General features: G+C 43.9%; 11 protein-coding genes. All 11 read left to right on the forward strand.

The window, feature by feature from the left end; translation table 11 throughout:
• Positions 1-33 precede the first annotated feature (33 nt).
• The gene (locus LAY57_RS21560; RefSeq protein WP_249068906.1) at positions 34-1,863 is read left to right on the forward strand and encodes a peptidoglycan-binding protein; all 1,830 of its coding nucleotides are present in this window, start codon (positions 34-36) and stop codon (positions 1,861-1,863) included.
• 227 nt (positions 1,864-2,090) lie between these two features.
• Complete coding sequence (locus LAY57_RS21565) at positions 2,091-2,828, forward strand: TIGR00266 family protein (RefSeq protein WP_476727020.1); 738 nt, start codon at positions 2,091-2,093, stop codon at positions 2,826-2,828.
• Between the two features lie 19 nt (positions 2,829-2,847).
• Positions 2,848-3,525, forward strand: a complete 678-nt coding sequence (locus LAY57_RS21570; RefSeq protein WP_249068907.1) for a TIGR00266 family protein — start codon at positions 2,848-2,850, stop codon at positions 3,523-3,525.
• Between the two features lie 99 nt (positions 3,526-3,624).
• Positions 3,625-4,320 carry a TIGR00266 family protein gene (locus LAY57_RS21575; protein WP_249068908.1) on the forward strand — a complete coding sequence of 232 codons (696 nt, stop codon included), beginning with the start codon at positions 3,625-3,627 and terminating at the stop codon, positions 4,318-4,320.
• Entirely contained in the window at positions 4,321-5,154 is an 834-nt protein-coding gene (locus LAY57_RS21580; protein ID WP_249068909.1) for a M48 family metallopeptidase, read from the forward strand.
• Between the two features lie 183 nt (positions 5,155-5,337).
• Positions 5,338-6,660, forward strand: coding sequence for an urea ABC transporter substrate-binding protein (gene urtA / locus LAY57_RS21585; protein WP_249068910.1), 1,323 nt, complete (start codon positions 5,338-5,340; stop codon positions 6,658-6,660).
• 81 nt (positions 6,661-6,741) lie between these two features.
• A complete protein-coding gene (locus LAY57_RS21590) occupies positions 6,742-7,902 on the forward strand; it encodes an ABC transporter permease subunit (RefSeq protein WP_249068918.1) in 1,161 nt (386 codons plus the stop codon).
• Positions 7,903-8,568: 666 nt separating this feature from the next.
• Positions 8,569-9,744, forward strand: a complete 1,176-nt coding sequence (gene urtC / locus LAY57_RS21595) for an urea ABC transporter permease subunit UrtC (protein WP_249068919.1) — start codon at positions 8,569-8,571, stop codon at positions 9,742-9,744.
• Positions 9,745-9,821: 77 nt separating this feature from the next.
• The gene (gene urtD, locus LAY57_RS21600) at positions 9,822-10,577 is read left to right on the forward strand and encodes an urea ABC transporter ATP-binding protein UrtD (protein WP_249068911.1); all 756 of its coding nucleotides are present in this window, start codon (positions 9,822-9,824) and stop codon (positions 10,575-10,577) included.
• Positions 10,578-10,786: 209 nt separating this feature from the next.
• Entirely contained in the window at positions 10,787-13,426 is a 2,640-nt protein-coding gene (locus LAY57_RS21605) for an ATP-binding protein (protein WP_249068912.1), read from the forward strand.
• Between the two features lie 185 nt (positions 13,427-13,611).
• A complete protein-coding gene (locus tag LAY57_RS21610) occupies positions 13,612-13,845 on the forward strand; it encodes a hypothetical protein (RefSeq protein ID WP_249068913.1) in 234 nt (77 codons plus the stop codon).
• The last annotated feature ends 604 nt before the right edge of the window (positions 13,846-14,449 follow it).

A 14,449-nucleotide genomic window follows, 5' to 3' on the forward strand; every position in this document is an offset into this window, starting at 1 on the left:
ATTTATCCAATTATCTATCTAAAGGCGGTACTTATGTCAACTTCATCTATCCTTGAACCGCGCACGATTAGCAATAGTGAGGGGCAGGCTGAATTCAACGCGCTTTTCAACAATAATCCACAGACGGCTGATGATGCCGCCTTAAAACTGAAGGTTTATTGGAGCAAATGGGCTGTTGCCTTTGATGCCCAGTGGTTTGAGCCTACTGAAACTAACGCCAAAATTTTGACTGGTAAGAAGCTTCTAGAAGAGGTAGAACAAGCCAAATTCAAGGTTGCTGATGCGATCGCACTTGCCCTGGATGGAAAACAGGTAACAGCACCAGTTACCCCTGCTGTCAACCCAGTGAATAACGATGAGGCTGTGGCAGCTTTTTACTCAATCTTTAAAAGCACGCAAATCGCCGATAAAGAAGTGGAAAAACTCATTGCCAATTGGGATAAGTGGGCTGACGCATTTGGCGGACAGTGGTACGCAGCAGAGCCTTACAATGCAAAAGTTGTAGCTGGAAGGTTGATTGCCAAAGCGATGGATGATGCGAAAAATAAAGTTACTAAAGTTATAATGCAAGCCATAGATGGCAAACAAATTAGTCCCTTTTCCGAGCCAACAAATAACAAAGATAATCAGCCGATTCCTATTACAGTGAATAAGCTAGAACAAGCAAAAGACAGGGTGCAAATTTTTAAGGATTTGATGAAAATAGAGATTAACATGAATGCCAGCGCTGATAAGTTAGCGTTTTTATATAGAGGTGTTCAAAGTTCGCCATACAAACAAGATATTAAAGACTATCCAGAGCGTCTCAAAGCCAAGCCAGATCGTGATAACGTGGTTTCCTACGGGGAAACAGTTGTGCTGAAAGGATCTGACAAAACGGTAACGTTTACTCCCTATCCAGAAGTAGGAAAAATGCCAGAAATTGACCAGCAAGGATTAGACTTTCTGCATAGCGATATTCAAGAGGCGTGTGTTTGCGTTGGCAGTTTTGTAGAAAATAAGATTAAGGCACACTGGTTAGGAAGAAATGCACTTACCAAAGGTCAATTTTGGAGTAGTACTAAAATCATCCCTATACTCAATGTTGTGTGTAGAGTAAATGCAAATTCACCCGATACGGATATCGACAATTGCGTTATTAGAGATCGAGATCGACGCAAAAGAGATCTGCCATTTTATGAGTTAGTATGGGATGTTGTAAGTTATGGCGATCGCATAGCCAGTTCCAACTCATTGGCTGCTATGTTCAAACGATTCGAGACTCGTCCCGGATTGGAAAATTGGGTAAAAAAGATTACCGGCAATCCTAATTCGGATTTCCGTGGCAGCTACGGCGAACCTGCTTTTATTTATAGCCCAGAAGTCTACGATCTAAAAAAAAGAAAAGTTTTGCTAATTCCCGCATCAGAGGGTTCTACAGGAGAAAATCTCCTCACGACCTACGATTTGACTCGATTTATTTCCATGCTAGGATGGCATCATCACATAACTCAGGCAGCCCGGTTTCCCAACGCACAATGGGTAAGTCTTGAAAGCTGTATTAGAGCGATGGGTACAGATGCTTGCCGCTACACTGATGTGGCAATCAAAACATTAGGATTGTCAGGGTTTATCAGCTCGCCAGTAATTATTTCTAAATTGGGTAATGGTTACAGCAGTAGCAGAAATAGATATGAATTTGTGTATGTAGCGCTGATACAATTTGTCGATGAACTTCCCAAAGCGGAGGGAAATCCTGCTAAATTGAGAACTGTGAGCATGGCTTTGCGGGGAGCTAGTCGCGATGCAGTTCAACTCGATGCTAGAATGGCAGTAGAAGTCACAGAGATTTTGCGCCGAGTCGTGACGGAGGAACTGGCTTGATATTTATAGCAAAGTGCTGAGTGTTGAGTGCTGAGTGCTGAGTAAAAACACAGTCCCCGCCTTGCTTTGAGCGTTTAATACTGTCCTAATGTATTCGCGTAGCGCTATATATACTTTTTTAAAGAAATCTGGACAATGGAAAAATTTCTGCCAAACTGACAGATATTGGTATAGCAGTTGCCAAGGCGATTAGGACAGTATTACAGGCGCAAAGTAAGGCGGGGACTGTGTTTTTACTCAGCACTCAGCACTCAGCACTCAGCACTTTGCTATATCTGCCAAAAGGAGAAGATTTACCAGTGAAATATGAAATTCGCTATAAACCAGCCTTTGCTGCTATCTTTGTTACTCTCAGTCCCGGTGAGAGTATGACAGCTGAAGCAGGAGCAATGACGAGTATGGATGGTCAGATGTCCATGAAAACCGAATTTTCAGGTGGCTTTTTCTCAGGATTGCTTAAAAAATTTTTGGGTGGTGAATCCTTATTTGTCAATGTATTTACCAATCAAACTCAGCAAACTTTAAATTTAGTATTGACGCAATCAGCTATTGGCGACATTGGTTGTATCGAACTGCGAGGCGAGCGGGAAATTTGTTTTCAACCGGGTGCATATATTGCCCATAGTCCTGGTGTAAAAATGAGCGTTCAGTGGGCAGGTTTTAAAAGTTGGCTATCAGGAGAAGGGCTGTTTAAGCTGAAATTAAAGGGTAACGGTCAGGTGTTTTTTGGTGCTTATGGTGGTATTACAAAAAAACGCATCAACGGTGAATTTATTGTCGATACTTCTCACTTGGTTGCCTACGATCCGGGAATTAAGATGAATATTGGGATGGCTGGTGGCTTGATTGGTTCTGTAACATCAGGCGAAGGATTAATAAATCGGCTTTCGGGGGAAGGAGAGATTTATTTACAGTCTCGCAGCATTGGTGGTTTGGTTAAGTATTTACGTCCGAAAGTGTTTTAAAAGTTGAGGTTGTCAATAAATGAATGTAGAACTTTTGCATCAACCGGATAGCGCGATCGCTCGCGTTACTTTGAAAGCCGGAGAAGAATTAGTTGCAGAAGCTGGCTGCATGATTGCCATGAGCGGCTTCATTAATGCCAGCACCACTTTGCGACAAGGCAAAGGAGGAGGAATTCTGGGCGGACTTAAACGTTTAGTTGGTGGTGAATCCCTATTTTTAAGTGTTTTTCGTTCTCCTACCGCTGGAGGCGAAGTATTTCTCGCCCCCAAACTAATGGGAGATATTTTGCAATATCAAATGACGGGGAATGGTTTAGTCGTGCAGTCAACATCTTATCTTGCTAGCGAATCAGATGTTGATATTGAATTGGGATTTCAAGGCTTTAAATCTTTATTTTCAGGCGAATCACTTTTTTGGTTAAATATCAGCGGTTTTGGTTCTGTATTGCTCACTTCCTTCGGTGGTATTTATGAAGTAGACGTGGATGGTGAATATATTGTTGATACCGGACATATTGTTGCTTTTGAAAAGAGTCTGAACTTTAAAATTACCAAGTCAGGTTCTAGTTGGGTGGGTGCGTTTTTAGGTGGAGAAGGATTAGTTTGTCATTTTCAAGGTCAGGGCAAAGTTTTTTGCCAAACCCATAATCCAGGGGCTTTCGGTAGTTTGGTTGGCTCTCAGCTACCGCCAAGATAAGGTAGATAATTTACGATTTGAGATTTTTTATTTCAGATTTTAAATCTGAAATAACTAATGATAAATGACCAATTACTAATGATCGAGGACTAATGACTAATGACTAATGAGATTGTTTACACGGTTGAGCATTCGCCTGCTTATGCTTCTCTGCGTCTGGACTTGAAGGCAAATCAAACAGTATTGGTTGAATCTGGCGCAATGGCGGCAATGGACCCCTGGATTAAAATGAAATCGAAAGTAAAAGGGGGTTTAATGAAAGGTATTGGTAGAATGGTGAGCGGTGAGTCGTTTTTTGTGAGCGAGTTTACTGCTGAAGGAAAACCTGGGCAGTTATACCTTTCGCCTGGGGTTCCTGGAGATGTGCAGCATTACTATCTCAATGGTAATGCTTTGATGATTCAATCTTCTGGTTTTGTTGCTGCTAGTCAAACCGTTGAAATTGATACGAAGTTTCAAGGAGTTAAAGGATTTTTTAGCGGTGAATCTTTGTTTCTGTTGCGGGCAACTGGTCAAGGTGATATTTGGTTTAGTTCCTATGGAGCAATTGTAGAAATTCCTATAGACGGTGATTATGTAGTAGATACTGGTTACATTGTGGCGTTTGAAGATACTTTAAATTACCAGGCTGAAATGCTGGGTGGATTGTCCTTTAGAGGGCTAAAAACTGGTATTTTAGGCGGTGAGGGATTGGTCTGTCGCTTCAAGGGTCGCGGACGCTTATGGATTCAGTCTCGCGAGATTTACGGTCTGATCAATTTCTTAAATCCTTTCCGCCCAACTAAGAGTAATTAAATGTCTTCTTCTTTTCCAAGCGAACCCCCTTACAGCAGTCGCAATCCACCGCCCAATAACCGCCAGTTACTAACTCTTTTGGGACTGTTTGTTGGGTTTATGATCGGCGTCATTTGGTTGCTGGGGTTATTAGCGGATAATTTAATTGGATGGATTCCTCCCAGTGCGGAACGACAGTTAGGTGCTGTGTTTATTCCTAGTTTTGAACGGTTAGCTAAACCTTCTCCTGCACAAGATACGCTGAATCAATTGCTGGAAAGATTGGAAACTAAATTGCCAGCACAGCAGCGACTGGAACGTAATTATCGAGTGTTGTATGTTCCAGATTCTACGGTGAATGCTTTGGCGCTACCGGGGGATGCTATTGTCATTTACTCTGGTTTAGTGGCAGGGGCGAAATCTGAAAATGAGTTGATGATGGTGTTGGGGCATGAGTTAGGTCATTTTGCTCATCGGGATCATTTACGCAGTTTGGGGCGAATTTTGCTGCTGAAAATAGCGATCGCTTATTTTATCGGTGATGCCGATTGGTTACGATCGACTGCTGCTGCTAGTGTGGAAGCTGTGAGTCGATCGCATTATTCCCAATCTCAAGAAACTCAGGCAGATCAGTTCGGTTTGACTTTGTTGCAGCAAACTTACGGTCATGTAGCAGGAGCGACAGATTTTTTCGCCCGGTTGATGGAAAAAGGAAATACTAACTTAGCGTTTTTGTCAACCCACCCCGCACCAGGCGATCGCGTTGCCAAGTTGGAGCTATTGATTAAACAGCAAAATTATGGTGTCGGTACGCGATCGCCTCTTCCAGCCACCCTAGCCCAGCCAAAATCTTAATATGACACTCCCCGGCCTCTCACACACGGGGTTTTCATCATTTCCCTTATAAAAATAAACTTTGCCAACAACTTAATTTTTTGTATCAGCCAACACTTATTGTTAAACGTAAAGAGTAATAGTATATCATGTCCGCTAAGTGTATCTATCATTTAGCTGATTGTGCAAGGAGTAGTGAACGGCATGGCAAAGCGATTTAATCGGCGTAAATTTCTCTTGTATGGTTCAGCCACATTTGGAACCAGTCTTCTTCTCAAAGCTTGTGGCGGCACCCCAACGACTACATCCACTCCAGCTAGTCCAACAGCAACCACATCTCCCGTAGCAACTACTAGCACTGCTGCAACAGACGCCATCAAAGTGGGAATTTTACACTCTCTCAGCGGCACGATGGCAATTAGCGAAAAAAGTGTCGTGGATGCCGAACAGCTGGCAATTGAAGAGATCAACAAAGCTGGCGGCCTCTTGGGCAAGCAGATTCAAGCAGTTGTCGAAGATGGTGGTTCAGACTGGCCGACTTTTGCAGAAAAAGCCAAAAAACTGATCGAGCAGGATAAAGTAACCACCATTTTCGGCTGTTGGACTTCTGCTAGCCGCAAAGCCGTATTGCCGGTTTTTGAAGAAAAGAAACATATGCTCTGGTATCCTGTCCAATACGAAGGCCAGGAGTGTTCTCAGAACATTTTCTACACCGGCGCAGCCCCCAACCAGCAAATTGAGCCAGCAGTTGATTGGTTGTTGGAAAATAAGGGCAAAGAATTTTTCTTAGTTGGCTCGGACTATGTGTTTCCGCGCACCGCCAACACCATTATCAAAGCGCAGCTAGCAGCCAAAGGTGCCAAAACCGTTGGTGAAGATTACTTACCGTTGGGCAATACAGAAGTCACCGCCATCATCACCAAAATAAAACAAGCTTTGCCAAAGGGCGGAGTCATTTTTAACACACTCAATGGTGATAGTAACGTTGCCTTCTTTAAACAGATGCAGGGTGCCGGATTAGGGCCAGATAAATATCCTGTGATGTCTGTAAGTATTGCTGAAGAAGAAGTCAAAGCAATTGGTGTTGAATATCTCAAAGGTCACTACGCTTCATGGAATTATTTCCAAACTGTCGATACACCTGAAAACAAAAAGTTTGTGGCCGCTTTCAAAGCAAAATACGGTGCTGACAGGGTGACCAACGACCCGATGGAAGCAGCATATATCATGGTTTATCTGTGGAAACAGGCAGTTGAGAAAGCTAAGACAACGGATCTAGAAGCAGTGCGAAAAGCTGCTTTAGGCCAAACATTTAATGCCCCCGAAGGTAAAGTGACCTTAGACAATAACCATCACTTGTCCAAGTTTGTGCGGATTGGTGAGATTGCGGAAGATGGGTTGTTTAAGATTGTTTATGCCAGCAAGGAAGCCGTTAAGCCAATTCCTTGGAATCAATACGTTGCTGATACCAAGGGCTATGCCTGTGACTGGTCCGATCCTGCCAAAGGAGGTAAGTACAAAATTTAAATAGTAGTAGTAAGGTGGGCAGTGTTACTCGTTCCCAGGCGACCGCCTGGGAACGAGAATAAAATCGCGGGAGGTAACGGTGTGCTAGCAGGATTATTTGATGGCATATTTAACGGCATTAGCATAGGCGCGGTTTTATTAATGTCAGCGCTGGGACTAGCTATTGTCTTTGGTTTGATGGGTGTGATTAATATGGCTCACGGCGAATTAATGATGCTGGGAGCATACACAACATTTGTGGTGCAAAATGGTTTCAAAATTATCGGTGGCCCTTTGTTTGAAATCTATATCTTGTTTGCTCTGCCTATGGCATTTTTGGTGGCGGCTGTTGTAGGATTAATTTTGGAACGGGGAGTGATTCGGTATCTCTATGGGCGACCTTTAGAAACATTGCTGGCGACTTGGGGAGTTAGCCTGATTTTGCAGCAGTTTGTCCGCAGTGTAAGTTGGGTGCTGGTAATTGACATTGCTCTGTTTTGCATCCTATTTTTTGGTGCTTTGTTCATTCTGTCTAGACGCCCGGATTTTGAGCGAATTCGCAATTGGGTAATAGCGGTGATGTTATTGCTTTCGGGAGCGATTTCTGCGGTTACTGGCGCATTGTTAAGTCAAACTTTTAAACTCGCAGTCACCAAACCCTGGTTTGGGGCTCAAAATGTTGATGTAACTGCACCAAGATGGTTGCGTGGCGGTTTACCTTTGGGGGATTTTCAACTGCCTTATGCGCGGCTGTTTATCATGGCATTAACGATTATTTGCCTTGTCGGTATTTATCAATTTTTGCAACGCTCTGTCTGGGGATTGCGAATTCGTTCCGTAACCCAAAATCGCACTATGAGTGCTTGTCTTGGTATTCCAACTCAAAAAGTTGATGCTCTCACATTTGCGCTTGGTTCTGGTTTAGCTGGGGTAGCTGGATGTGCTGTGAGTTTGTTGGGTTCTGTGGGGCCAAACACGGGACAAAACTACATTGTGGATACGTTCATGGTTGTGGTTGTGGGCGGTGTTGGTAAGTTGGTGGGTAGTATTGTAGCGGCAATGGCGATCGGTACGCTCAATTATATTATCGGTTCGGGAACTTTGGCTTCGCTGCTAGCCCCGATCCCGCCTCTGGTTGATTTTTTCAATTTCTTTGCCACAACGAGTATGGCAAAAGTGATGGTATTTGCGCTGATTATTGCGTTTCTGCAAGTGCGACCGGCGGGAATATTCCCACAAAAAGGACGAACGGTTGATGCTTAAAGAGTTTTGAGTTTTAAAACAAATAAGTTGGTTTGATGATCAAGAGAAAGGGAGATTGGAAAAATGAAAGAGGAGGAGAACGAGAGAAGTAGGAAAATATACCACTTTCCTCGCGTCAGAAAGTCAGAAGGGGAGAAGGAGAGAGCGGAGGAAGTATCAACAGATCCCAATGAGTCAATGACTGCATCTTCTGAGCAAATCTCCCCATTGGAAGAACAGGAAATGCCTGAGAAAGAAAATGGGGTAAATCGGGAAATAACCAGCTTGAATAGCGGCCAAAAGTCAGATAGGGAAAAGGTAACAGAGCAAGCAGTCTCAGTAGATATCAACGATCGCATATCCGCATCTCTTCCGCAAATACCGCCATTAGAAGAACAGGAAATACCGCAGGAAGAGAACGGTAAAAATCTGGAAATATCCAATTTAAGTGGCGAAAAAAACTCAGATAGGGAAAAGGTAACAGAACAAGCAGTCTCACCGCATATCAGTGAGCAGATATCCGCATCTCCTCCGCCAATATCCCCGGAAAAAGAGGAAATGTCTGAGGAGGAAAAGTGGGAAAATCAGAAAATATACCACTATCCTCGCGTCAGAAAGTCAGAAAGGGGAAAAGCAAGAAATAAACAATTTTCCCACTCTACTACTGTGCCACTATCCCACTCTCCCATGCAACTACCTCGATCGCTCACTCAACAGCAGCGATCGCTCTTAATTGAAGCGGGTGTTGTCGCTGCGATCGCATTCATCCTCATATTCATAATGCCACCACTACTAACAGTGTTAGGGCAAGCATTTCGCGTCAGCTTGTTAGGGAGATTTTTAGCTTTAGCAATTGTCGCCCTGGGCATCGATTTAATCTGGGGATATACGGGAATGCTTAGCTTGGGTCATGGTGTGTTTTTTGCACTGGGCGGTTATGTCCTAGCCATGCACCTGAAATTGCAAATTCCCGCCGATGCCAGCATTCAATTACCGGAATTTATGACCCTTTACGGGGTAACAGAATTGCCTTGGTTTTGGAAACCGTTTTATTCTTTCCCTTTGACTGCGGTAGGTGTATTTATTATACCATCAGTGCTAGGTGCAATACTTGGATATCTAGTATTTCGCAACCGTATCAAGGGTGTCTATTTTTCCATTTTGACGCAAGCAGCAACGATTGTATTTTTCAACTTTTTTAACGGTCAGCAAAAACTTTTCAATGGCACCAACGGTTTAACGGATTTCAAAACTTTGTTGGGAGCTAATGTGAGCAATAATCAAACGCAGTTTGGTTTTTACACGCTCACAGTGCTGTTGCTCGCAGGTGCTTATGCTCTCTGTCGGTGGTTGACAAGCGGACGGTTTGGACGCTTATTAATTGCTCTCCGCGATGATGAACCGAGAACTCGCTTTTCAGGTTACGACCCCACGGGCTTTAAAGTGTTAGTGTTTGCGGTTTCTGCTGGTTTGGCTGGTATTGCGGGTGCTATGTTTACAGTCCAAACTGGTCTGGTTTCGCCGAAAGCGATGGATATCGCCTTTTCGATCGAAATGGTGATTTGGGTAGCGGTGGGAGGTCGCGCTAGTTTGGTGGGCGCGGTGCTGGGAGCGATCGCAGTAAATTTTGGCAAGAGTATTTTGAGCGAACAATTCCCGGAAGTTTGGCTATTTTTCCAAGGCGCACTATTCCTAATTGTGGTAACGGTGCTTCCCGATGGTGTGGTGGGTTGGCTGCGAACTGAGGGAATTGAAAAAATGCGATCGCTATTTGGACTCCGCAAGTACGCAGTCACATATCCCAGCCTAGAAGAAAACCCAGAAGTACAGATCGAACGGGAAGAATTAGAGACTGAGGATTAGGCAATTTTAGATTTTAGATTTTAGATTGAAATTCAATCTGAAATGACCAATGACCAATGACCAATGGCTAATAACCCATGAGCGGAAAAATATTAGAAACTGAAAACGTAACGGTAAGTTTTGATGGCTTTAAGGCGTTAAATAACCTGAATTTCAGTATGGACGCCGGGGAATTGCGCGTAGTGATCGGCCCTAACGGTGCTGGCAAAACAACCTTCCTGGATGTAATCACCGGCAAAGTGCAACCAACTGTGGGACGAGTGATGTTTAAAGGGCGAAATACTCAACGCCTTTCCGAACATCAAATCGCTCGTTTGGGAATTGGTCGCAAGTTCCAAACTCCGCGAATTTACCTCAACCTGACGCCCCGCGAAAACCTGGAACTTACCTGCAACCGCAATAAAAATGTGTTTGCAACTCTGTTTGGGAGTCTCTCTATTAGCGAACAACGGACTGTGGCAGGTTTGTTAGAAACAATTGGCTTAAGTGCCAAAGCGGATCTCAAAGCTGGGTTGCTTTCTCATGGGGAAAAGCAACGTTTAGAAATTGGGATGTTAGTGGCGCAGTCGCCGGATTTGTTGCTGGTTGATGAACCCGTCGCCGGTTTGACTGATGAAGAAACTTATAACATTGGGGAGTTGCTACTCGCTTTAGCCCAAAGTCATTCCATTGTGGTGATTGAACACGATATGGAATTTGTGCGCCAAATTGCTCGGAAGGTGACGGTGCTGCACGAGGGCTCGGTGCTGTGCGAAGGGACTATTGAGGAGGTGCAGAACGATCCGCGTGTAATTGAGGTGTATTTGGGCCAACAGTCGGAGACTGAGGAGTGATAACTGACGAGGCGGTCAGCGCATCCAATGTTCCAGGGCAAACGCATCTTGTCAAGAATAACTTTTAATCTCAATAAGCTCAGTTTTAATCTCATTTAAACTGGAGTTCACCCTGCGGGGGAACTCCAGTTTAAGTATTGTTGACGAATAAGAAATAACCGCAGCAGTCAGTGTAGATGTGTAGTAGGTAGACCGAAATAGCAAAACCTATGAAAGCACTTCATTTTAAGAAATGGTTATTAGAACCTAACCAAACACTCATTCATCTGAAAGCAAGGCTGCTCTTGGTTATATTAATTGCAGCAGGGTTTACGGGAAATTTCTTTCGTTTTCCAATTTTCTTTGGAGTTGATTTTCTCTTTGGCAGTATAGCTACGTTGATTATTGTACGCATATATGGAGTTTGGTGGGGAACAGCAGCAGCTTTCATTGCCAGCAGTTACACCTACTTTGCTTGGGAGCATCCATTCGGCATTATCATCTTCACTTGTGAAACTCTGTTTGTGGGACTGTTCCTCCGTCGGCACAACCAGAACATACTGCTGTTGGATGGAATGTTCTGGCTGTTAGTGGGTATGCCTATGGTTGTAATTATTTACTCCACATTTCTACCTGTAGATCTGACCCAACTTTTGCTGTTAATGTTTAAACAGTCTATCAACGGCATTTTTAACGCTCTTGTTGCTAATCTGTTGCTCCTCGGTTGCTCGCAGCAAAACTGGACTGGTTTACAAGGAGTCAGAACGACCCTATCTTTGCGAAACATCCTTCTGAATTTGTTAGTTGCCTTTGTGTTTTTTCCATCTCTTACATTAATGATGATGGACTCACAGGAAGCCGTTCGTGAGATAGAAACGAGAATTCAAACAAACCTTCAGGTACTCTCTGTAGATATGGCAGCCCAAGTGCAGCAGTGGTATCAACAATCTCTTGGATCGGCTAAGGAGCTAGCGCAGTTTGTGGCAGACTTGGAAAATACTTCGGCATCTAAGCTGCAACAAAATGTAGAATTGCTGCAACGTTCTCTGTCTCAATTTCAAAATATGGAAGTAGCTGATGCAACTGGCACCATTCTTGCTGCCTATCCTAGCAGCCTACCTCATTCTCAAATTGGCTCAAATATTAGTAATCTTCCACTCTTTAAGCGTGTTAAAACTGACCGCCAACCTTACTTAATGGATGCTCAGATAGATCCTGTCTCTAAAACACCTGTCGTCGCTCTGGGCGTACCGATACAGAAGGGTAAAGATTTCAAAGGACTGGTATCCGGCAACCTCGCTCTGGCCTATCCTAATCAGCTTTTTCATAGGAAGGCTAAAACGCAGCCCCTCCAGATTACTCTCGTCGATGCAGGAAACAATATACTGGCCAGTACAAAGCAAGACCAGAAATTTCTGCACCCATTTGATATTCGTCAAGGAGGAGAACTTCGCTCTGTACGAGGAACTTATCACACAATGACTCAATGGTTACCCGTTAGTAAGAATATGCCTCTAGTCGTGCGTTGGAAAAAGTCTATTTTCTATGAAGAAACAACGATTGGAAACAACTTACCTTGGAAATTAATCATTGCTATTCCTGCTGCTCCTTTTGTTACAGATGTACAAGAGCCGTACATTAGTCGATTAGGCATCCTGTGGATTATTACTGCCCTGGCGCTGCTTTTAGCAACGATTGTCAGCTACTGGTCTACAGATCCACTGCTTAAACTCGCTCGCGTCACAACTAACCTTCCCGATCGCTTGTCCGATCGAGAGCATATCCATTGGCCTCAGAGCTGGGTAACCGAGATCGATCTCTTAATAGGCAACTTTCAAGTCATGGCGAGTAGTTTAGAGCAGAAATTTCAGGAGTTATGGCAGCTCAACCACAATTTGGAGGCTGAGATTGTTGAACGTCAGCGAGCTAGTGAGGCGCTGGAATCTTCTGAAGCTCAATTGCGCGTGCAGACAAAGCAACTTCAGCAAGCTCTTCACGAACTGCAATGCACCCAATCTCAACTCATTCAGAATGCCAAAATGTCTTCTTTGGGACAACTGGTTGCAGGGGTGGCTCATGAAATCAATAATCCGGTAAATTTTATCTACGGGAACTTGACCCCTGCTCATGAGTATACTCAAGACCTGTTGGAATTGGTAGAGCTTTATCAACAAGAGTATCCCTATCCTAGTGCCAAACTGGAAACTGCGATCGCAGACAAAGATTTGGAATACTTGGCTGTTGACTTACCCAAGCTGTTAAACTCGATGAAAGTTGGAGCCGATCGCATTCGCGAAATTGTTCAGGCATTGCGGAACTTCTCGCGTCTTGATGAAGCAGAACTGAAGGAAGTCGATATTCATGAAGGAATCGATAGTACCCTGATGCTCTTGCAAAATCGTCTCGAAGCGAAGTTAGAGCGTCCAGAAATTAAAATCATCAAACATTACAGTTCTATTGCTAAGATTAAGTGCTATGCTGGTAAGCTCAATCAAGTTTTTATGAACATCCTTAGTAACGCCATCGATGCTTTGGAAGGAATTGGGAGTAGCGGCAAGCAGATGCAGTCAGCCTTAAATTTTCAATCCTCTACTTCAACCTCCATACCTTATATTGAAATAAGCACTGAAATATCTTTTTCTGACCGCGTTATTATTCGCATTCGTGACAACGGTCCCGGTATGACTTCTAAGGTAAAAGAGCATCTCTTCGAGCCTTTTTTTACGACGAAACCAGTCGGCAAAGGAATTGGTATGGGGCTATCAATCTCTTATTCAATTGTTGTCGAGTGCCATCAAGGACAATTATACTGTCTCTCTGATGAAGGGCAAGGAGCAGAGTTTGTAATTGCTCTGACAGCAATTTACTGAATATACTTTGCCAAAAAAAGTTTGCTTTAGACGCCTGGTTTACGGATAGGTGGTTCACTCCTTGCGGAATATGCAGATTATCCCTCTTTTGTCACTCTGAGTAGAGGATATCCTCAATTGGAGAGATGGCAGATCAATTTAGAGTTTGCTGTTGTTAAGAGTAGTCATTCTGAGTGAGGAGCTATATGCAAGATACAACTGTTAGACCTGAGCGTAGCGCGAAGCGCATCACTAGGAAAAATCTGGTTTCCAGCCTGCTGATCGGCCTTGGGCTCGGCATCCTTGCAGGCGCACCCCTGGGCTGGTTTACGCATCGAATTTATGCCCAGCAACGTGCTGCCCAGGTTCTGCTTTGTCGGCAACAAAGTTTCGGAGTGTCTGAAGCCGAATTGCAATCCCGCTGCGGCAGCGTCTATTAAAGCTTTGACCCTTGCAGTCAAAGCTTTGACCCTAACACTACCGCAAGATTGGGAGTGTCAAGAGTGATGAAGATGCCGTAGCGTAGGTCGCACTAACATGGCAGTGACCCCAAAGTTGGGCTTGAGGGCAACTACGGCTGTGAGTGTTACCCAATAGCCTCTGGGCACTTGCAATAGCGAGGCTTTGTAATTGAGCGATCGTCACTACCTGGTTAGAGGATATAAAAATTAGAAGTAGGGCTGCTCCAATCCATGACCTTTTGATCTGTCCTCATTTCTGTAAGCGCGATACTTCCTGTAAACGAAGACGGAATCTTCTTTCTGGTTTTGTGTAATAAATATATTGTTGAAACTCGACAGATCCAGTTGCGCTTGTGTGGACAAAGGCCAATTTACCTTTTGAGACACTTAACTGGAAGGTGGTTTTTATAGTAGCATCATATCAAGCTAAAAAAATGGATATAAAATAACGACCTTAGAGCTTCTTGAAATGCCAACATGGTATATAATTTATGATAGTTTGGGCGATATATAGCAACCGCCAGGGCGATTAAGCCAACTCCAACTGTTACATGAAGTCCATAATCCCTTACGGAGTAACCTC

It is taken from the genome of Argonema antarcticum A004/B2, assembly GCF_023333585.1.
Taxonomy (GTDB): Bacteria; Cyanobacteriota; Cyanobacteriia; order Cyanobacteriales; family Aerosakkonemataceae; genus Argonema; species Argonema antarcticum.